A 20706-nucleotide genomic window follows, 5' to 3' on the forward strand; every position below is an offset into this window, starting at 1 on the left:
ACTCTCCGCTGGAGGTTTTACGGGATTTTGCTAAAATTTTCAGTAACTGGTAGCCTTCGTCTATTAAGTCGCTCATTCACTCTTTATACCTCCACCCACGCCTGCTTCCGGTTGCTTTCCAGAATCTTCTCGCAGATCAGCAGTTCGCGGTAGCCATCGGCGAAGGTCGGGTAGGTCGGATTCTCGGGCTGCCTGCCGGCGGCAATGGCCTCGTACACTTCCTTAAACATTTGCTTTGACGTATCCGGAAAGCCTTCATTATGGCCGCCGGGGAAACTGATCACCGACCGGGCTTCGGCGTATACCAGCGACGGATCGTCCGTCAGCGTCTGGTTGTAGCCGTCGCGGTTACCGACCCACATTTCGTTCGGCGCTTCCGAATTCCAGGCAAATGTCTTCTTCGAACCGGCAATTTCCAGTTTCATCTGGTTCTTGCGGCCCGCCGATACCTGCGATACGGTAATAACCCCCCGGTTGCCGTTGTCGAACCGCAGCAGCACATTGGCATGGTCTTCGGTATTAATGGGCACATCGGCGTAGTCTTCCGGCTGCAGCATCTTGCCGGAGTAGGTTTCTACCGGCTTCAGCGGCTTCTTGCGGGTTTTGTGGATGGTGTTGAAGTCGGCCATCACGGCAACGGTCTTCAGGCCGGTGATGTACTCGATGATGTCCATCAGGTGCGAGCCAATATCGGCAATGGCCCGCGAGTCGCCCGATTTATCGGGTTCCAGACGCCAGTTGTAATCCGTGTTGTAGAAAAGCCAGTCCTGCAGGTACGAGCCGATAATGGAGTACACCTCTCCGAGGTCGCCTTTCTCCCGCATAACGCGCATCTGACGTGCGAGTGGGTAGTAGCGCAGGTTGAAGTGAACCGCGTTGACCAGGCCGGTTTTAGCGGCCAGTTCAACCAGTTCTTCGGCTTCGGCCAGGTCTTTGGCCAGCGGTTTTTCGCAGATGACGTGCTTACCGGCCTCCAGGGCGGCCTTCGACTGACTGTAGTGCAGGAAGTTTGGCGTACAGATGTGTACCGCCTGAATATCCTCCTGTTTCAGCAATTCTTCGAAGGTATAAGCCCGTTCGATACCGAGCTGAGCGGCTTTCGATTCGGCCAGTTCCTGGCTTACTTCACACAGGGCAACTACTTCGACGTTTGGAAGCCGACGCAGGGCTTCGATATGGGCCGGCCCGATAAAGCCCGTCCCGACAACTCCAACTTTAATTTTTGGCATGAGGGTTTTTTAATTATCATTCAATCATTCAAAATTTCTACTCGACAAACTTCGTCCACTTTTCGGTAGACTGGTTGGATTTAATGACCGTGTCGATAAAGGCGAGACCGCGGACACCATCCTGAACCGTAGGGAAGTCGTAGAGCGAATCGTACGGCTGTCCGGTCATATAGGCACGCAGGGCAAAGGCGAAATTGCGGTACAGGTTGGCAAATGCTTCAAAAAAGCCTTCGGGGTGGCCCGACGGCATCCGGATATGCGCCTTGGCGGCTGCCGATAACTCACCTACCGACGGGCGGATGATCCGCTGGCCTTCGTTGGTTTTGTAGATCAGCGTGTTCGGCTCCATCTGATGCCACTCCAGGCCGCCCAGTTCGCCGTAGACCCGGATGTTCAGGGCGTTTTCTTCGCCGTTGGCAATCTGACTGGCGTGCAGTACGCCTTTCACGCCGTCTTCGAAGTGCAGCAGCACGTTACCATCGTCGTCCAGTTTGCGGCCTTCAACAAAGGTGGTCAGGTCGGCGCAGAGTTCGGTGATTTTCAGGCCGGTGATGTATTCGGCCAGGTTTTCGGCGTGGGTGCCGATGTCGCCCATACAGCCGGCAGCTCCGGACTTGGTCGGGTCGGTCCGCCAGATGGCCTGTTTATAGTCGGTGGCTTCTTCCAGTTTAGAGAGCCAGCCCTGCGGGTATTCAACCACAATCTTGCGCAGTTTGCCCAGTTTGCCGTTGCGCACCATATCGCGGGCTTCCTTCACCATCGGGTAGCCGGTGTAGTTGTGGGTCAGACCGAAGATCAGGCCGCTTTGCTCGACAATAGCCGCCAGTTCTTTGGCTTCTTCCAGGTTAAGGGTCATGGGCTTATCACACATGACGTGAAAACCGTTTTCCAGCGCCATTTTGGCCGGGGGAAAGTGCATGTGGTTGGGCGTAACGATAGAGATGAAATCCATACGCTCGCCCTCAGGGAGTTCTTTCTCCCGCATTATCATTTCCTCGTAACTGGTATACACCCGATTTTCGGGCAGATAAAGGGCATGGCCGGTTTGCTTTGATTTTTCCGGATTTGAACTGAATACCCCGCAAACGAGTTCAATTTCGCCGTCGAAAACAGCGGCCCGGCGGTGTACGGCGCCGATAAAGGCCTCCAGGCTGCCGCCCACCATACCCATGCGCATTTTACGATGTGCCATATAAAAAGGGAAAAGGTAAATGATCGTGTACTTATAAACAGACAAAGACCGCTACAGCGGTTGCGCGGCAAAAATAGGATAAGTTCGAAGCGACACAAACAGTATCGGTCTTAAAAACAAAAACGCTCCCCTGAGGAGAGCGTTTTTGTTGATAAACCTGCACCGGATGGTTTACTTGAGCCGCGTCCAGGTCTGTGTCTTTCCAATCAGGGAAATACCGACATACCCGCGTACATCCAGGGTGTGCGGGTCTTTCAGTGTCATTTTGCAGCTATATTCTTTTCCGTCTTCCGGATTATAAATCTTCCCGTCGATCCAACTATTATCAGCATCGTACTTGAAGCCGTGCATGATGTTCAGGCCCAGTATCGGCCGTTCGCGCAAGGAGGCATTGGTGTTTTTGCTGTCGGTCTTGGGTTTTCCGGTAACAGGATCGTTGGGTTCAGTCAGATGGATTAGCTTACCGTAATACCGGTCACCTTGCTTGTAAATCTGCACATGCCCTTTCTTAGTGCCGTTGAGCCAAATGCCCACTACAGAATCAGCATTGTTTTTAGGGGTAACAAACGAGAAAAAAAGAAGTGTTACCACTAGTACAGCCAAAGGCCCCATTAAACGAGTCATTCTCATCATATGTTGATTAAAGGACTTTATAAAAATATGAATATTAATTGATGCAATATAAACAGATAAATCAAAAAAAGAATTCACCGTATTTTTTAGAAACTTTACAGCCACGTACTATTGTCGCCCCGGTCAGCGTAACCATTCATTCAAATGTTCAAACGAGACCCGAATAAAGTTTACCCAACCGAAACGGAATCCAGGGTGATTGTCCGTTTCCAGGACTGCGATCCGCTGCAGCACCTGAATAATGCCAAGTATCTGGATTACTACTTCAACGCCCGTGAGGATCAGGTGGCCAAGCATTACGGATTTGATCCGGGGCAGTTGTTCCGCGAACTGAAGACCAGTTGGGTAGTGTACCAGCACCAGATCGCGTACATCCGGCCGGCGCTGGTCAGCGAGTGGGTTCGGATTATGTCCCGGATCATCTATGTCAACGAGGATACGCTCATTACGGAGTTTTACATGACCGATGATAAACGAACGCAGTTAAAGAATGTACTCTGGATGACCTCTAAATATGTTAGCGTGCTGACCGGCAAGCGCATTCCACACGACCCGATTGTGCTAGAGTACCTGGAGACCATTCGGATGCCGGATGTGGATTTCCATAATCTGAACTTTAACGAGCGTATCCGGGAGATCAAAAGTCAGTTGGTGCCGGTTGGCAGTGTGCAGTAGGCAGAAAAATGCCACGGCTTCACTCAAATTGCGTTTTATTGACAAATCATCTGCAACAATTGCTATATTGCCTGCTGCAAACGGCCCATTAAAAAGCTGCCCACTATTTTGAAACTGCTGAACAACTTAACCTTTCGCGTGCTGGTGGCCATTACCCTGGGTGTCCTGATCGGCCACTTCTTTCCCGAAACAGCCGCGAAACTTAAACCGCTCGGTGACCTTTTTATCAACCTGATAAAAATGGTTATCGCCCCCATTATCTTCCTGACTATTGTATTGGGTATCAGCAACATGGGTGACCTGAAAAAGGTGGGTAGGGTAGGTGGGAAGGCTCTGCTTTATTTTGAAGTGGTTACTACCATTGCCCTGATTATTGGGTTGGTGGTAGCCAATTGGCTGCGGCCGGGTGAGGGGGTGCAGACCACAGCCGTAGCGGGTGGGGCCGCTGAGACGGTGTCAAAATACGCCGAGCAGGGGAAAGGCATGGATTGGCTGGAGTTTTTCCTGCACATTGTACCGAGCAACGCCGTGAAGGCATTTGCCGAGGGCGAGATCCTCCAGGTTCTGGTGTTTTCTCTGCTGTTTGGTGTTGGCCTTACCCGAATGGGTGAGCGCGGATATCCGCTGATTCAAACGTTTGAACGGCTCTCAAAAGTATTCTTCAATATTCTGGGCGTGGTTATGGTGCTGGCTCCGTTGGGCGCTTTTGGGGGTATGGCATTCACCATCGGTAAATATGGCCTGACAACGCTGGTGCCGCTGGCTAAACTCATGGGTACGGTTTACCTGACTATGTTCCTGTTTATTTTTGTGGTATTAAACCTCATTTTGCGTTATTATAAAATCAGTCTGTGGGCTGTGCTTAAGTATATCAAAGAAGAAATCCTGATTGTTCTGGGTACCTCATCATCGGAGTCGGTATTGCCGCTGATTATGGATAAACTGGAGTCGCTGGGCTGTTCCCGCTCAGTGGTCGGGCTGGTAGTTCCGGCCGGCTATTCGTTCAACCTCGATGGAACCACTATTTATCTCTCCATGGCTACCATCTTTCTGGCGCAGGTCTTCCATGTTGATCTGACGCTGGGGCAGGAGCTGACCATTATCGGCATTCTGATGGTTACCTCTAAAGGAGCTGCCGGCGTAACCGGTAGCGGGTTTATTGTGCTGGCCTCAACTCTTACGGCCATTCGGGTTATTCCGGTTGAGGGGCTGGCATTGCTGCTGGGTGTCGATCGCTTTATGTCAGAAGCCCGCTCTATTACCAACCTCATCGGCAATACGGCGGCTACGCTTTTTGTTGCCAACAACGAACGGGAGTTTGACCGCCGGCGTTACAACCGGGCAATCGGTAAACTGGAGCAGGACGAATTGGCAAATTATGAATATTGAGCCAATGCTATCGAAGGACCTCCTCATTACCGGAAATGCCTATGCCGACGGCGCTCCGCATGGCGGCTGGTTTGTTGCCCGGTTTATTGATCCGCAGCATGGCCTTCGCTGCCGTTTGGGTCGACAAGACATCTTTCAGCAGGGGCAGGGTGATTTTGAACTCAAGCTTTTCTCGCATCCTGCCGGGCATTGCGAGGCTAAAACCTTTCCGTATAATCAGACGGCCACCACTATGTCTATGCTGGTTGGCTCAGGGCTGTTTGCAATTTATTTCTGTGCCGATGGACAGTGGCAGCATGTGGTGCTCCAAAATGAGGGCGATTATGCCATCTGGGCTCCTGGTGTAGGACACCGCTGGCATGCACAGCAGGCATCGTCTATTTTTACAGTTCGTTGCCCTGCCGTGGATAGGACCGATCAGGCGGAAACCCCAATCAAACTAATTCCGGATGAACTTCAAACACTTTGGCAGACGAACCTATTACTTTAAAAAAGCGAAAAATGGACTATAGAAAATTAGGAGAATCTGACCTGACTGTTTCAGTAATCACGTTTGGTGCCTGGGCCGCCGGCGGCTGGATGTGGGGGGGCACCGAACGGCAGGAAGCTGTTGACGCCATCAGGGCTTCTTACGATTTAGGGGTTACCTCCATCGATACGGCTCCCATTTATGGGCAGGGCACCAGTGAAGAAATCGTCGGCGAAGCCATTAAAGATTTCCCGAGGGATAAGGTGCAGATCCTGACCAAATACGGAATGCGCTGGGATTTGACTAAAGGGGAACTGGCCTTCAAAAGCAAAAACAACGCAGGAAAGGACATTGATGTTCACCGCTATGCCGGAAAGGAGAGCATTATTTACGAATGTGAGCAGAGCCTGAAGCGGCTCGGTACCGATTATATAGACCTGTACCAGATTCACTGGCCCGATAAAACCACGCCCATCAGCGAGAGCATGGAAGCCGTGCAGCGGCTGATTGAGCAGGGAAAGGTACGCTATGCCGGCGTGTGTAACTACAATGCCGATCAGATGCGTGAAGCGGAGCAGACCCTGACGCTGGTTTCCAACCAGGTGCCGTACAGTATGGTCCGGCGGGAGATTGAGCAGGATGTAGTGCCCTATTGCCTGGAGCATAACAAGGCTATTCTGGCCTACAGTCCTCTGGAGCGTGGTTTGCTGACGGGCAAGATCAAGCCCGGTCATATCTTTGCCGAAGGCGACCACCGGGCCGCTTACCGCTACTTTAAAGAAGAAAATATTGTTCGTACCAACGCCATCCTGGACAAGATCAAACCGCTGGCCGACGATAAAGGGGTAACCTTAAGCCAGTTGGTACTGCGCTGGACTATAGAGCGGCCGGGCATCACCATTGCGCTGGTAGGAGCCCGCAACGCCGAACAGGCCATCCAGAACGCCGAAGCCATTCGGGTACACCTTTCGCCAGACGAGCTGGAATTTATCACCTCGCAACTTGATGAACTGGTGTTGGTTGGTTAATTAGTTAAGTGGTTCATTGGTTGACCGGTCAACCAATGAACCACTTAACTAATCAACTACTTCGTTCCCTTAAAGCTGGCAACCATTGCATTATGCAACGTTTTGGGGCTCCAGTAACCGCTGGCAATAATCCGGCGAACAGTGTACAGGGGCTCCTGCGGATCCCGCTTTTCGGCCAGTTGGAACGCAGCCAGGTAGTTACGCTTCTTTAACTCCTGCGTAGCCGGGTAGTTCCACAGGCCAAAGGGATAGGCAAAGTAGCGAACTGGTTTGCCGGTAATTTCTTCCAGTTTTTTGGTAGGCTCCTCAATTTGTGTCACCCAGTCTTTGCCTTCGTATTTCTTTACATTGTGGTGATCCCAGGTATGGCAGCCAATCGTATGACCAGCATCCGATAACGCTTTAATCTGCGACTTGTCCATATACGGTTGTTTCCCCCGGCGACCGATAGCCACCGTCATAATGAAGAACGTACCCTTAAAGCCGTGTTTGTTCATGATGGGAACTGCATCCGTATATTGATCGAGGTCGCCATCGTCAAACGTCAGCATCACCGGTTTGGAGGGTAGGGCTGCGCCTGTTGTCAGGTACGCATATAGTTGGTCAGGGGAGATCGTATGGTAGCCGCTATCGGCCAGCATCTTCATCTGCTGCCGGAACAAATCTAACGGTACTATATAATCGCGGGCTGTTTTAGAATCTTTTTCACGCCAGTCGCGAACCTGGTGGTAGCACAGAATGGGTACCTGCTGCCGGGCCAGAATCGTAGCGGCATCAGCTTTTTTGCCGGGCGGTATCGCTGTTGGATCAACCGCTGCGGTTGTGGCCGTTGCCGGTTTGGTGTCATTGTCGGTTGCGCTGACTGTTTTTACGTCGGCCGACTCGCTAGTGGTTGGGCCGGCATCCTGACTGACTGCTTTACTGCCCGTTGAACACGAAAAGGTTGTTGCCGAAAAAATAGAAAGCAGGGTAATCAGGAATAAATTCCGGCGGTTAACATGAGCCATTTTTATAGAATTAATAGTTTTGTTTTCTGAACACAATTGGTACCAAAAGACCCCTCAGGCTTTTTTACAGAAACGGGTGAAGTCGAACTTCAGTTGGAAAAATCGACGGAAAGGCTTTCTTCGCTTATCAAACGTAGCCGTTCTGATGGCGGAATGTTTATTCATAAATCTCCATAGAGCAAAAATAGTAATTGCCCCTAATTGTAGAACGGTTAAGTCTGATAATATTTTCTGCTGAAAACGTAGGTCTATTCGCCTGATGTCAATCCTGCTCTTGTTGCCTCGACCGCAAACATATACTGTTTAAAATAATTTATGTTACCTTATTTAGTAGTAAGTAAATTTTTGTTAGATTCGCCCTTGTAAAACCCACAAATACATGCTCTTATGAAAAAATTCTACAACCGAAAATCACTCTGCGCTTACCTGCTTGTGTTTGCGCTGGGTATGGGAGCGTCATTGCCTTCTTTTGCGCAAAAAGGCGTAGCCCGGTGGCTGAATGACATACGCAGTAACCGCTTTTTTCCTCAGGAAGATTTGTTTACGGGCAGTAATCCGCACCGGAGCAATCCGCAAGTGTTAAAAAATGGCACCACCCTTCAACTCAACCGGGGAGCCATAAACCGCCTGTTAAATAGTCCGCATCCGGCCCTAACGCTTACGATTCCCGTTGCCGGCCAGCCGCCCATGCAACTGGAACTGGCCAGGGTGGACATCGCAACCTCCGATTTTGCCGTTGGTACACGGGGAAATACGCCCCGGGAGAATGTCAATGTTGACGCGGGCGTGCATTATCGGGGTATAATTAAAGGGAATCAGAACTCACTGGCCGCAATCAGTGTCTTCCGCAACGAAGTGTCTGGTTTTGTTGCCGATGAATCCGGGAACTGGGTCATTGGCCGGATGGACAACGGCAGCGAAGACCACATTCTTTACCAGGAGAAAGACTTGATCGTACCCCACAGCTTCACCTGTTTTGCCGAGGACAAATCACCCGTAAGTGAGAAGGGCGGACGCGTTGGGGCTACCAGCGGTATTGCCTGCAAAACGGTTACCGTTTATTTCGAAGCCGATTTTAAACTTTATCAGGACAAGGGGTCCAATGTTACCAACGTAACCGACTACGTTACCGGATTGTTCAACCAGGTTGCCACGTTGTACCAGAACGAGAACATTGATATTCAGATCTCTCAACTTTATATCTGGACGTCAACCGACCCCTATGCCACAACAACTACCACCAGCGACGCACTGAATGCATTTCGCGGGCGTATCGGCAGTAACTTCAATGGTAATCTGGCACACCTGCTGACTACGCGTAATCTGGGGGGGGGTATTGCTTACCTGGATGTACTTTGTAATAAATCATATGCCCACGGCGTCAGCATGATTTACAACAGCTACTCAGCATACCCTACCTATTCATGGACGGTTGAGGTGGTAACGCACGAACTGGGCCACAACGTTGGCTCCAACCATACCCAATGGTGCGGTTGGGTAAAACCTGATGGTACGACGGGCGCGCTGGATAACTGCTATACCACCGAGGGCGGTTGTGCGGCAGGGCCGGCTCCAACCAACGGGGGAACCATTATGAGTTACTGCCACCTGACCAGTTACGGTATCAACTTCCTGAACGGATTCGGGGCTGTGCCAGGTGCCAAAATCCGGGATCGGGTTCAGAATGCTTCCTGCATTATCTCGGGCGGGAATACGGCTGCTCCCACGGGCCTTGCTACGGCCAATATTACGCAGAACTCGGCTGGGGTATCCTGGAATGCAGTGCCGGGCGCAGTCAATTATGCCGTAGAATATAAGCTGAGTTCGGCCTCCACCTGGACCAGCGCGGGAACAACCACATCAACCAGCACTACCCTGAACGGACTCTCTCCCGGCCTGACCTATAACTGGCGCGTGAAATCAGACTGCTCGGGTTTCTCAACGGCGGCCACGTTTACTACCGAGGGTACGGCAGCCTGTGCGGCTCCCATCAGCCTGGCAACCAATAACCTGACCAGCAGCTCGGCAACATTATCGTGGGGAGCTGTGTCGGGCGCAACTGATTATACCGTGCAATATAAAGTAAGCACGGCCAGCAGTTGGTTGGTTTTACCGCCGGTCACTAATACCAGTCTGGCCCTGTCCGGCTTGTCGGCTTCTACAACCTATACCTGGCAGGTGAAAGCCAATTGCTCAGGCTATTCGGCTCAGAGCACGTTTACCACCACAGCGCCCCCACAGGCCAATTGTGCGGCACCTACCGGACTGGTGGCGACACCGGCCGGGGCCGGCGTAATGAATCTGAGCTGGAGTGCCGTTGCCGAGGCTCAGAACTATACGGTACAGTATAAAATGTCTAACGAAAAAAACTGGACCACGACTAACCCAGTTAGTACGAATACCTTGGTATTGAGCGGATTGTCTACCAGAAAGACATATACCTGGCAAGTAAAAGCCAATTGTTCCGGCTACTCGTCGCCGTCAACCTTTACGCCCTCGGCTGTTCCGGCAGGCAGCCTGATGCTCTCGGGCTCCGACGGTTTTATGGTGTATCCAAACCCGGCACAGGGAGTTGTTCAGATTCGACTCACCAACGCCGAAGAAGCCGGGGGAAATGCGGTGTACCGGATTCTGGACCTGATGGGGAATGTTAAACAGGTGCTCAGTATCGCTAACTTCGAAGAGAAAGCGAACGTATCGGCGCTGCCGACAGGTGTCTACATTATTCAGATGGTAGGGAAATCAGGGCGGATCACCTCTCAGACGTTTGTTAAAGAGTAAGGTCTCCCAATTACAACCAAAAAGGGGCTCTTTGCCCCTTTTTGGTTGTAAATAAGGATTAATGCTCGTTATCGATCAGCTCCACCAGATCCCGGTCTATCGTGCAGGACATATAGACGCCGATACGCTGCAGGTAATGCAGAACGGCGTCGGCGTTGAAACTGATTGCATTATCACCTTCTTTATCGGGCTTGCCGTTGAAGGCAAACATTTTGCCGTGGTCCCACATGGCGAGAACATAACCGGTCTTATCCAGGTCACGCAGACTGATGTTACCCAGATTCCGGTTCACTACAATCTCCAGATTACCCGGTTCTTTGGCAAACGCCAGTTGAAACAGTTTTACGCACTCATCATAGGTCAGGCTGCTGAACTTGCGCAGCAGCAGTTTAAAATGCTGAATGCGCTCCGGCCCCAGCAGGTGCAGGTCGTCCAGTACAATAGTGTCTACTTTTCGCTCAACCCAGTCGCTGTCGATCAGATTCAGCTTTTCATAACGGCATTTGGCACCCCAGTAAGCAGCTATATCGCCTATCTGAAGGCGGGTTTGTATAGTTTGTAAGTTGTTCATAAAACGTCAGAGTTAAATTGTTCAGACTGTGACGTTCAGGTTTACCCGTTCGGGCATCTTAGGTTAGCGTATAAACAAAGGATAACGCAATAATGTTTGCACGCAGCGGAATCAAGTCTGGTAACCTAAACTGACCTGGCATGTGGTACGACTCAAATTTGACCCAGCGGCCGTTTTATTTACGAATTTTATATTTTGGTAAATAAAATGTTTAAAAATATTTGACTTTATCGAATTGGGGCGTATATTTGTCATACTGAAACAGCAGCATAAACGACTAAAAAATTAACCTGCTTATCAGTGTCCTGCTTAAGCAGGGGCAGTTCTGTTCAGCGTATCTGCCTAACGGTTATTCCGGGAGGTGCAGCAACCATAAATGATTAACTAAGTTCATATGAGCTATTCTATTCCAGCTATAAAAAATTAGGTGATAAGTTTTAGAGACGTAATCAAATACCCCGGAGGCTCTGCCACCGGGGTATTTTTTTATGTTTGTACGATTCAGGTTTTTATGGGATAATCTTCCATGAGAATTTGAGCGAATCTGAGTTTTTTTGGCAAAAGCATGTATATTCAGGCTTTCCTTAACATCCTTAATCATTATGAACCGTTTTTTCTGTGCTGCCGCCATGCTGTGGTTAATGGGGCAGACTGCTCCATCGTGGGGGCAGCAGATTTCCAAAGAAGAACTTATCTTCCTGACCCCTGAGTGGAAAGGCGAACGCTTCCCCGACGGTCGTCCCAAAGTGTCCGATTCAATTTTGAAGCGCATGAAGCTGGTTACGCATGAAGAGGCCTGGGCCGTTATGAAAGGCGAGGGTTACCGCTATCAATATGCCGAAGGCTGGCAATGTTTGATTAATCCGGATAGTGTGCTGGTAGGTCGGGCAGTAACGGCGACGTTCATGCCTGGCCGTCCGGATATTCATAATGCGATTGATGTCCGCGGTAAAAAAGCCGGTAAACGAGGCCAGAACTCCTGGCCGGTCGATTTACTGGTAAAAGGCGATGTATACGTGGTGGATCAGTTTGGCGCCCATATCGATGGCCCCACCATTGGCGATAATGTGGGTAACGCTATTTTTGCCAAGTCGGGGAATGGTATTGTGTACGATGGGGCTGTCCGCGATATCAGTGGATTAAAAGAGCTAAAATCTTTTACTTCGTTTATTACCAGCTACCATCCGTCGCACCATAATCCGCAGGGGGATTTGAATACGATGTTAATTGGGATCAACCATCCAACCCGCATCAGGCAGGCCACCGTTATGGCCGGCGATGTGGTGCTGGGGCGCGATGGGGCCGTGGCTTTTATTCCGGCTCACTTAGCCGAAAAAGTAGTAAAAACCTCAGAGATTGTGCGGTTGCGCGATATGTTCGGCCACGAGCGGTTGCGCGAAGGCAAGTATACCGCCGGCCAGATTGATGCCCGTTGGTCGGACGAGATCGAAAAGGATTTTTCGCAATGGCTCAACGCCCATATCAATGAGCTGCCTGTTCCGAAAGAGCAAATTCAGGACCTGCTGAAAACCCGTACCTGGTAATCACAAATACGTTACCCTAAACCCTACAAAAAATAATGTCAACAATATCATCACGACGCTCTTTTCTAACTAAAAGTGCTATTGCCGGCGTATTCAGTGCGGCCTCGCTATCCAGTTTCGGCGAAGGGCTGGAGCAGGCCGTTGAGCGTACACCCTTATCGTCCAGCCCGTCTGACCTGAGGATAACGGATATCAAATGCGGCTACATCCGGGGCGGCCATAGTTTGTTTGTCAAAGTACATACCAACCAGGGTATCTGGGGGTGCGGGGAAGCCGTAGATGCCACGCCCGGAACCTATCATCTGGTGAAAATGATGGCGGAACGGATCAAGAACAAAAGCCCCCTGAACGTCAACCGCCTGTTCGAGGATATTCGTAAATCCGGTTTTTTTGAAGGTGCCCAGGCGGGTATGTACGTGGCGGTGTTATCGGCCGTGGAGGCTGCTTTGTGGGATCTGGTCGGCAAGGCGCTGGGCCTGCCGGTATACCAGTTGCTGGGCGGCAAGTACCGCGATAAAATTCGGGTGTATTGCGATACCGGAGCGTATCGGGAGAAAAATACCGGGCCGGATCGCTTTGCCGATAGCGCCCGCAATGCTGTGAAAATGGGCTTTACTGCCGTTAAATACGATATTGACGAACGCAATGACCCCAGTAAATACGACCTCTACAACTGGACGGCCAGCCCCGGTGAACTGGAGCGGATGTACAATCAGATTGCCGCCGTCCGGAAGGCCGTAGGGCCCAAGGTTGACATATGCGTGGATATGCATGGCCGCTACGATATGACTACCGGCAAACGGGTAGCCAAAATGATGGAGCCGCTGAACCTCATGTTTCTGGAGGAACCTATCCCGGCCGAGAACGTGGAGGCCTACAAGATTATCTCCGAGTCGACCAGTACGCCCATCTGTGCCGGCGAAAACCACTACCTGGCCCACGGCTTCCGCCGGATGCTGGAAATTGGCGCTGTCGACATCATCATGCCCGATTTACAGAAAGCCGGTGGCCTGGGCGAAGGCCAGCGCATTGCGAACCTGGCTAATCTGTACTATGTGCCGTTTGCTCCGCACATGGTAGCTTCCTATCTGGGTGCGATGGCCTCCAGCCACGTCTGTGCCTCGGTACCCAATTTCATGATTCTGGAGTGGCAGATCTATTTCCATGAGGAACCGATGTTCAAAGAGATTGTCACTTTCGACGGCCCGATGGTTAAGGATGGCTTTATCCCTTTATCCGAAAAGCCCGGTATTGGTGTTGAGATCAACGAAGAAGGCATGCGCAAGTACGCACCTAAGGATGTGCCATTCTTTGTTTAACAGAAGCAACTAAAAAAGCTGACCTCGTATGAGGTCAGCTTTTTTAGTTGCTTCTATTTTGAATATTAACCAACAGAACCCTCCAGGCTGATTTCCAGGAGTTTCTGGGCCTCTACGGCAAACTCCATCGGAAGCTGGTTTAGCACTTCTTTGGCGTATCCGTTGATAATCAAGGCCACCGCCTGCTCGGTCGGGATACCGCGCTGGTTGCAGTAGAATAACTGGTCTTCGCCGATTTTAGAAGTAGTCGCTTCGTGCTCTACCGTAGCGCTCTGGTTGTTTACCTCAATGTAGGGAAACGTGTGGGCTCCGCATTTGTCGCCAAGCAAAAGAGAGTCACACTGTGAGAAGTTACGCGCATTGTCGGCCCGCTTGAACACCTGCACCAGCCCCCGGTAGGAGTTCTGGCTCTTGCCGGCCGAAATACCTTTTGATACAATCCGGCTTTTGGTGTTCTTGCCGATATGAATCATTTTAGTGCCCGTATCGGCCTGCTGCATGTTGTTGGTCACGGCCACCGAGTAAAACTCGCCAATGGAGTTGTCGCCTTTCAGAATCACCGACGGATATTTCCAGGTAATGGACGAGCCGGTCTCAACCTGTGTCCACGAAATCTTGGCATTCGGGCCGTCACAGATTCCCCGCTTGGTTACGAAGTTATAGATACCACCGCGACCTTCTTTATCGCCGGGGTACCAGTTCTGCACCGTCGAGTATTTGATCTCAGCGTCGGCCATGGCAACCAGTTCCACCACGGCTGCGTGCAGCTGATTTTCGTCGCGCATAGGGGCGGTGCAGCCTTCCAGGTAGCTCACGTAACTGCCGGCATCGGCCACGATCAGCGTCCGCTCAAACTGTCCCGTACCGGCCGCGTTGATCCGGAAATAGGTCGAGAGTTCCATGGGGCAGCGTACGCCTTTGGGAATGTAGCAGAACGAGCCGTCGGAGAAGACCGCCGAGTTCAGGGCAGCAAAATAGTTGTCTTTGGGCGGAACCACCGAACCGAGGTATTTTTTTACCAGTTCCGGGTGTTCCTGAATGGCTTCGGTCATGGAGCAGAAAATAATGCCCAGGTCCATCAGCTTATCCTTAAAGGTTGTCGCAATAGATACCGAGTCAATCACGGCATCAACGGCCACGCCGGCCAGCCGCTCCTGCTCTTTCAGGGAGATACCCAGCCGCTCAAACGTGTCGCGCAGTTCGGGGTCAATATCATCCAGGGATTTTACTTCTTTTTTCTGTTTGGGTGCCGAATAGTAGATAATATCCTGGTAGTCGATCTTAGGATAAGTCACATTCGGCCAGTGCGGTTCGGTCATCTCCTGCCACATACGGAACGACTTCAGACGCCATTCCAGCATCCAGTCGGGTTCGTTTTTCTTCGCCGAGATGAAGCGAACCGTATCTTCGTTCAATCCTTTCGGAGCTTCATCCGCTTCGATGAGCGTTTCGAACCCGTACTTATATTCCGAATTGGTGATGCTCTCTAAGATTTCAACGTCTTTGCTCATAAATTAGGTCGGATGGTTTTTTTACCACGCTATCGTATAAGGTTAACAAGTTATAAAGTGGCTGCGTTCCGGTCTGGGGGGCAAATATCGGAAAAAAGGCAATGCCGCGACCTGCTCGTGTCTTTTCCGGTCGGTCGATAGTGATTCAGGCTACGTGCCGGCCGCTGCCTAAAAAACTAAAACAATTGTAAAGTGTTTGTGATGGAATGTAATTCCTGATGCTCAGGAGGATACTGCTCTGTACTGTCAATCGCCATTGCCGAAGGGAATGGGCCGGGTAATGCGTTCTTCGAGGGAGATAAAGGTTTCTGTGCGCTGAATACCGCCAACTTTCTGGATTTTATCGTGCAGAACCTCACGCAGGTGTTCGGTATCGCGGCAAACAATTTTGGCGAATATACTATAAATACCGGTGGTGTAATGGATATTGACCACCTCCGGAATTTTCTCCAGTTCAGAGGCTACTTCATCGTACAACGAGCTTTTGTCCAGATAAATGCCCAGGAAGGCGCTGATGTCCCAGCCCAGTTTGGTATGGTCTATCACCAACTGGGAGCCCCGGACAATACCCATCTGCTCCATTTTCTTCATCCGCACGTGAACGGTGCCGCCTGAAACAAAAATGCGCTTGCCAATCTCGGTATACGCCATGTTGGCATCCTGCATCAGCAGATTCAGAATCTTCAGGTCGACATTGTCAATTTCTAAATTTTTATCCATTTTTTTGGTGCTAGTTTCGATGAGTGTTAACAAAAGTAGTGAAATTTTGAATGGAGTATAAATTTTCAGAATTTTTTATGAAAAATTTGCAAAGAACTGCCATAACGTTTTAACTTTGCAATGTCAAGTTGATCGAACGGGTCAGCAGTGAGGTCAGCTTGATGCCGGTTCGCCGGCCGCCGGTTCGCCGGCCCAAAAGTTTTCACACTGTAGGGTGTCGAAATTGGCAGACGTGCCCTCCTGTCTCGGGGGTGGTGAGTTCGGGATAAACACAGCATAATGCCCCCGTTAATTCGGGGACTGGGGTTGACCACCAGGATTTTGTGCTGCGGCTAACCGCACCGTGGGTGGTTCGAGTCCCCCTCCTACAGCAATTTGGTTTTTAGTTTGTTGATGAAGTGTAATTATAAACACGCCGGTCCGAGTTGAGGTCGGCGTTTGTTTTTTTATGTCCGATCCTGTCACCCTTGGTGTCCTCTTTATTATCCTGGCGGCTGTTTTTGTTACGGCGCAGAGCGCCCGGCCCTTCTGGCAGCGCTTCTATAACTACGTACCGACTACGCTTCTTTGTTACTTCATTCCCTCTTTGCTAAATACCTTTGGGCTGGTCGATGGCGACAATACAGGGCTGTACCCGGTTGTTTCCCGGATTCTGCTGCCGGCCAGCCTGGTGCTGTTTACGCTCAGCGTTGACCTGAAGGCGTTCCGGCGTTTGGGCCGTAAATCGGTGCTGATGTTTGCCGCCGGGGCCATTAGCGTCATGCTGGGTGGCCCGCTGGCTGTGTGGCTGGTATCCCTCTTTGCGCCGGAACTGGTAGGTGGGCAGGGACCGGATGCCGTCTGGCGCGGCCTGGCTACCCTGGCCGGCACCTGGATCGGCGGTGGGGCCAATCAGACGGCCCTGAAGGAAGTGTTTCAGCCCAGCAATGCCTTGTTTTCGGCTATCGTTACGGTTGATGTCATGGTTGGTAATCTGTGGCTGGCTTTTCTGCTGTACGGTGCCAATCAGTCGGCGGTAGTAGACAAATGGCTCAGGGCTGATGCCGGTGCCGTCGAAGAGGTAAAAGAACGGGTGCAGCAGGAAGCTGAAGCGATCCGGCGCATTCCGACCACCACCGACTTTATGGTCATTATGGCCGTAGCCTTTGGCGCTACGGCGCTGGCGCATGCCCTGGGCAACCAGATTGGTCCCTGGATTGGCGTCAACTATCCCGCTCTGAACCAGTTCAGCCTCAATGCGCCCTTTTTCTGGATTGTCGGGCTGGCAACCGCCGTCGGCATCGGGTTATCGTTCACCCGCTTGCGAAGACTGGAGGGGGCCGGTGCTTCCAAGATAGCTAATGTGTTTCTGTACTTGTTGATTGCCACCATTGGCTTGAAGATGAATATCCTGTCGATTGCCGAACATCCGGGGTTAATGCTGGTGGGGGCGATCTGGATGCTGTTTCACGCCCTGCTGATGATTGGGTTCGGCCGGCTGATCCGCGCCCCCTTTTTCTTTCTGGCTGTCGGTAGTCAGTCGTGCATCGGCGGACCAGCCTCGGCCCCCATTGTGGCGGCTGCGTTTCACCCCGTGCTGGCCCCCGTGGGCGTACTCATGGCCATTCTGGGGTATGCCGTCGGTACCTATATGGGTTATTTATGCGGCATTATGATGCAATTGGTATCTCCGTAAAGGCGGACAGCCCGGCGTGAAAAGTTACGGTAATCCGCACTTTTTGAGTAATTTTGTGCTTTATATGTAAACGATACAACCGTTATCCAAACGTGAAGCATATCCGCAATTTTTGCATTATTGCCCATATCGACCATGGCAAAAGTACCTTAGCCGACCGCCTGCTGGAGTTTACCAAAACGGTTTCTGACCGGGACATGCAGGCTCAGTTGCTGGACGATATGGATCTGGAGCGGGAGCGAGGCATTACCATTAAGAGCCACGCCATCCAGATGAATTATACGTATAAGGGCGAAACCTACACGCTGAACCTGATTGATACCCCCGGTCACGTCGATTTTTCTTACGAAGTATCCCGATCCATTGCCGCCTGCGAAGGGGCGCTGCTGCTGGTGGATGCGTCGCAGGGAACCGAGGCCCAGACGATCTCGAACCTGTACCTGGCCATGAACAACGACCTGGTCATCATTCCGGTGCTGAACAAAATTGACCTGCCCGGTGCCATGCCGGAGGAGGTTAAAGACGAGATGGTGGACCTGATCGGCTGCGAGCGCGACGAGATCATCCCGGCGAGCGGCAAAGAAGGTATTGGTATTGAAGAAATCCTGAACGCCATTGTGGAGCGCATACCGCCCCCGACCGGCGACCCCGACGGCAAACTGCAGGCGCTGATCTTCGACTCGGTGTTTAATTCCTACCGGGGTATTGAAGTAATCTTCCGGGTGGTAAACGGCCGTATCCGGAAAGGCGACCGCGTTAAGTTCATGGCCGCCGGTACCGAGTACAACGCCGACGAAATTGGTACGCTTCGGCTCGGTAAAGAGCCCAAAGAGGTAATCGAGTGTGGGGATGTAGGGTATCTGATTTCCGGGATCAAGGTAGCGAAAGAAGTAAAGGTAGGGGATACCATAACTCATACGTTGAACCCGGCCGATAAGCCTATTCAGGGCTTTGAAGACGTTAAGCCGATGGTATTTGCCGGTATTTACCCGGTGGAGACCAGCGAGTTTGAAGACCTGCGTGAAGCGATGGAAAAACTCCAGCTCAACGATGCGGCCCTGGTTTGGGAGCCCGAAACGTCGGCGGCTCTCGGCTTTGGTTTCCGGTGCGGCTTCCTGGGTATGCTGCACATGGAAATTGTGCAGGAGCGGCTGGAGCGTGAGTTCGACATGACGGTGATTACCACCGTGCCCTCGGTGCGGTTTGAAGTAGTGACCACCAAAGGCGAGACGCTTCAGGTATCGGCCCCGGCCGATATGCCCGACCCCAGCGCCATTGACTGGATTGAGGAACCGTTTATCAAAGCCCAGATTATTTCCAAAGCTGAATACGTAGGGGCCATTATGGGCCTATGTATGGATAAACGCAGTATTCTGAAAAACCAGATATACCTGACCTCCGATCGCGTGGAGCTCCAGTTTGAAATGCCGCTGGCCGAGGTGGTATTCGACTTTTTCGACAAGCTCAAGACCATTTCCCGTGGTTATGCCTCCCTCGATTATGAGTTCCTGGGCAACCGGGAGTCGACCATGGTGAAGCTGGACATCATGCTCAACGGCGACCGGGTAGATGCGCTCTCGGCGATCGTTCACCGCGACAAGGCATATGAGTGGGGTAAGAAGCTCTGCGAAAAGCTCCGCGAGTTGTTACCACGCCAACAGTTCGAGATTGCCATTCAGGCGGCCATCGGGCAGAAAATCATCGCCCGCGAAACGGTGAAGGCCCTGCGCAAAGACGTATTGGCCAAATGTTACGGAGGTGATATTTCGCGGAAGCGGAAGCTGCTGGAGAAGCAGAAAAAAGGAAAGAAGCGGATGCGGCAGGTCGGCAACGTCGAGATTCCGCAGGAGGCCTTTATGGCGGTGTTGAAGATTAGCTGATTCGTTGGTAAAGGCTCAATTATTGTTATAACTTAATGGCCCCGTCCGGATCAGGATGGGGCTTTCTGTTTCCAAACCAAAACAGCCCATATTCCCATGTCAGAGAAAAAGATCATTACTGTCTTCGGCGCTACCGGTGCCCAGGGTGGTGGCCTGACCCGAGCCATCCTCACTGATAAAAACAGTGAATTTGCCGTTCGCGCCATTACGCGGGACATTAACTCCGAAAAGGCGAAAGAACTCGCCCAAATGGGAGCCGAGGTAGTGGCGGCTGATATCGATGATGCCGAAAGCCTGCGCCGGGCCTTAGATGGTGCCTACGGCGCTTTTTTTGTAACGTTTTTCTGGGCGCATTTTTCGCCGGAGCGGGAGTATAACGAAGCCCGCGACATGGCCCATGCGGCTAAAGAAGCCGGGCTGAAGCACGTAATCTGGTCGACGCTGGAGGATACCCGCCAGTGGGTTCCGCTGGACGACGACCGGATGCCAACTCTTCAGGGGAAATACAAAGTGCCGCACTTCGACGCCAAAGGCGAAGCCGATCAGGTATTTACAGAATTGGGCGTACCCACCACCTTTATGCGAGCTTCTTTCTATTGGGAAAATTTCATCTATTTTGGAGCCGGCCCCAAAAAGGGCGAAGACGGAAAGCTGTACCTGACCCTGCCGATTGCCGATAAAAAGATGGCCGGCGTGGCCTCGGAAGATATCGGTAAATGCGCCTACGCCATTTTTCAGAAAGGACCGGACCTGATCGGCAAAACCATTGGTGTGGCCGGCGATCAGCTAACCGGTGAGGAAATGGCGGCAAAGCTGTCGAAGGCGATGGGGCAGGAGGTTATTTACAACTATGTTACGCCGGAAGTGTACCGGAGCTTCGGCTTTCCGGGGGCCGATGATATGGGCAATATGTTCCAGTTTTACCGGGATTTCGACGAGGTGTGCAATAGCGTTCGGGATGTGGCCTACTCCCGGGAGCTGAACCCCGAGTTGCAGTCGTTTGATACCTGGCTGGAAGAGAATGCCGGCCGTATTCCGGTGGAATAGAGGACGTAGTTTAGTGACAATATTGATCAGTTGGAA

Annotated in this window: 17 protein-coding genes; 10 read left to right on the forward strand and 7 right to left on the reverse strand. The window is 51.6% G+C overall.

Going from position 1 to position 20706, the window contains the following annotated elements; genetic code table 11:
* Positions 1–83: 83 nt before the first annotated feature.
* From ABD931_RS03295 to ABD931_RS03305, 3 genes are all read right to left on the reverse strand, one after another.
* A complete protein-coding gene (locus tag ABD931_RS03295; RefSeq protein WP_345263911.1) occupies positions 84–1229 on the reverse strand; it encodes a Gfo/Idh/MocA family protein in 1146 nt (381 codons plus the stop codon).
* Positions 1230–1266: 37 nt separating this feature from the next.
* Positions 1267–2400: a Gfo/Idh/MocA family protein gene (locus ABD931_RS03300; protein ID WP_345264466.1), complete on the reverse strand. Its 1134-nt coding sequence runs from the start codon at positions 2398–2400 to the stop codon at positions 1267–1269.
* 192 nt (positions 2401–2592) lie between these two features.
* The gene (locus ABD931_RS03305) at positions 2593–3012 is read right to left on the reverse strand and encodes a DUF2147 domain-containing protein (protein ID WP_345263913.1); all 420 of its coding nucleotides are present in this window, start codon (positions 3010–3012) and stop codon (positions 2593–2595) included.
* A gap of 186 nt (positions 3013–3198) precedes the next feature.
* On the opposite strand from ABD931_RS03305, the gene ABD931_RS03310 reads away from it, so the two are divergent.
* The 4 genes from ABD931_RS03310 to ABD931_RS03325 all read left to right on the forward strand — a co-directional run bounded on the left by ABD931_RS03310 (position 3199) and on the right by ABD931_RS03325 (position 6615).
* On the forward strand, positions 3199–3729 hold the full coding sequence (locus tag ABD931_RS03310; RefSeq protein WP_345263915.1) for an acyl-CoA thioesterase: 531 nt from the start codon (positions 3199–3201) through the stop codon (positions 3727–3729).
* Between the two features lie 108 nt (positions 3730–3837).
* A complete protein-coding gene (locus tag ABD931_RS03315) occupies positions 3838–5118 on the forward strand; it encodes a dicarboxylate/amino acid:cation symporter (protein ID WP_345263917.1) in 1281 nt (426 codons plus the stop codon).
* A gap of 4 nt (positions 5119–5122) precedes the next feature.
* The gene (locus tag ABD931_RS03320; RefSeq protein WP_345263919.1) at positions 5123–5608 is read left to right on the forward strand and encodes a hypothetical protein; all 486 of its coding nucleotides are present in this window, start codon (positions 5123–5125) and stop codon (positions 5606–5608) included.
* Between the two features lie 11 nt (positions 5609–5619).
* Positions 5620–6615, forward strand: coding sequence for an aldo/keto reductase (locus ABD931_RS03325; protein WP_345263921.1), 996 nt, complete (start codon positions 5620–5622; stop codon positions 6613–6615).
* A 56-nt stretch (positions 6616–6671) separates the two neighbouring features.
* Here the strand turns inward: ABD931_RS03325 and ABD931_RS03330 are convergent, their stop codons facing one another.
* Complete coding sequence (locus ABD931_RS03330) at positions 6672–7622, reverse strand: polysaccharide deacetylase family protein (RefSeq protein WP_345263923.1); 951 nt, start codon at positions 7620–7622, stop codon at positions 6672–6674.
* A gap of 387 nt (positions 7623–8009) precedes the next feature.
* On the opposite strand from ABD931_RS03330, the gene ABD931_RS03335 reads away from it, so the two are divergent.
* The gene (locus ABD931_RS03335; RefSeq protein WP_345263925.1) at positions 8010–10403 is read left to right on the forward strand and encodes a M12 family metallo-peptidase; all 2394 of its coding nucleotides are present in this window, start codon (positions 8010–8012) and stop codon (positions 10401–10403) included.
* A 58-nt stretch (positions 10404–10461) separates the two neighbouring features.
* On the opposite strand, the gene ABD931_RS03340 is transcribed toward ABD931_RS03335, so the two are convergent.
* Positions 10462–10974 carry a hypothetical protein gene (locus ABD931_RS03340; protein ID WP_345263927.1) on the reverse strand — a complete coding sequence of 171 codons (513 nt, stop codon included), beginning with the start codon at positions 10972–10974 and terminating at the stop codon, positions 10462–10464.
* Positions 10975–11576: 602 nt separating this feature from the next.
* Here ABD931_RS03340 and ABD931_RS03345 point away from each other — a divergent pair.
* Entirely contained in the window at positions 11577–12518 is a 942-nt protein-coding gene (locus ABD931_RS03345; RefSeq protein WP_502258371.1) for an RraA family protein, read from the forward strand.
* Between the two features lie 35 nt (positions 12519–12553).
* Positions 12554–13837, forward strand: coding sequence for a mandelate racemase/muconate lactonizing enzyme family protein (locus ABD931_RS03350; protein ID WP_345263929.1), 1284 nt, complete (start codon positions 12554–12556; stop codon positions 13835–13837).
* A gap of 65 nt (positions 13838–13902) precedes the next feature.
* On the opposite strand, the gene sufB is transcribed toward ABD931_RS03350, so the two are convergent.
* Together sufB and ABD931_RS03360 are read right to left on the reverse strand one after the other, a co-directional pair.
* A complete protein-coding gene (gene sufB / locus ABD931_RS03355) occupies positions 13903–15348 on the reverse strand; it encodes a Fe-S cluster assembly protein SufB (RefSeq protein WP_345263931.1) in 1446 nt (481 codons plus the stop codon).
* A 246-nt stretch (positions 15349–15594) separates the two neighbouring features.
* On the reverse strand, positions 15595–16068 hold the full coding sequence (locus ABD931_RS03360; RefSeq protein ID WP_345263933.1) for an Lrp/AsnC ligand binding domain-containing protein: 474 nt from the start codon (positions 16066–16068) through the stop codon (positions 15595–15597).
* 448 nt (positions 16069–16516) lie between these two features.
* Between ABD931_RS03360 and ABD931_RS03365 the strand changes: the two genes are divergently transcribed.
* The 3 genes from ABD931_RS03365 to ABD931_RS03375 all read left to right on the forward strand — a co-directional run bounded on the left by ABD931_RS03365 (position 16517) and on the right by ABD931_RS03375 (position 20670).
* Entirely contained in the window at positions 16517–17743 is a 1227-nt protein-coding gene (locus ABD931_RS03365; RefSeq protein WP_345263935.1) for a DUF819 family protein, read from the forward strand.
* Positions 17744–17835: 92 nt separating this feature from the next.
* Positions 17836–19623 (forward strand): translation elongation factor 4, encoded by a 1788-nt coding sequence (lepA, locus tag ABD931_RS03370; protein ID WP_345263937.1) that lies wholly within the window; start codon positions 17836–17838, stop codon positions 19621–19623.
* A gap of 96 nt (positions 19624–19719) precedes the next feature.
* Positions 19720–20670: an NmrA/HSCARG family protein gene (locus ABD931_RS03375; RefSeq protein WP_345263939.1), complete on the forward strand. Its 951-nt coding sequence runs from the start codon at positions 19720–19722 to the stop codon at positions 20668–20670.
* Positions 20671–20706: the final 36 nt, after the last annotated feature.

This window comes from Nibrella viscosa (genome assembly GCF_039541875.1).
GTDB classification, from domain to species: domain Bacteria; phylum Bacteroidota; class Bacteroidia; order Cytophagales; family Spirosomataceae; genus Nibrella; species Nibrella viscosa.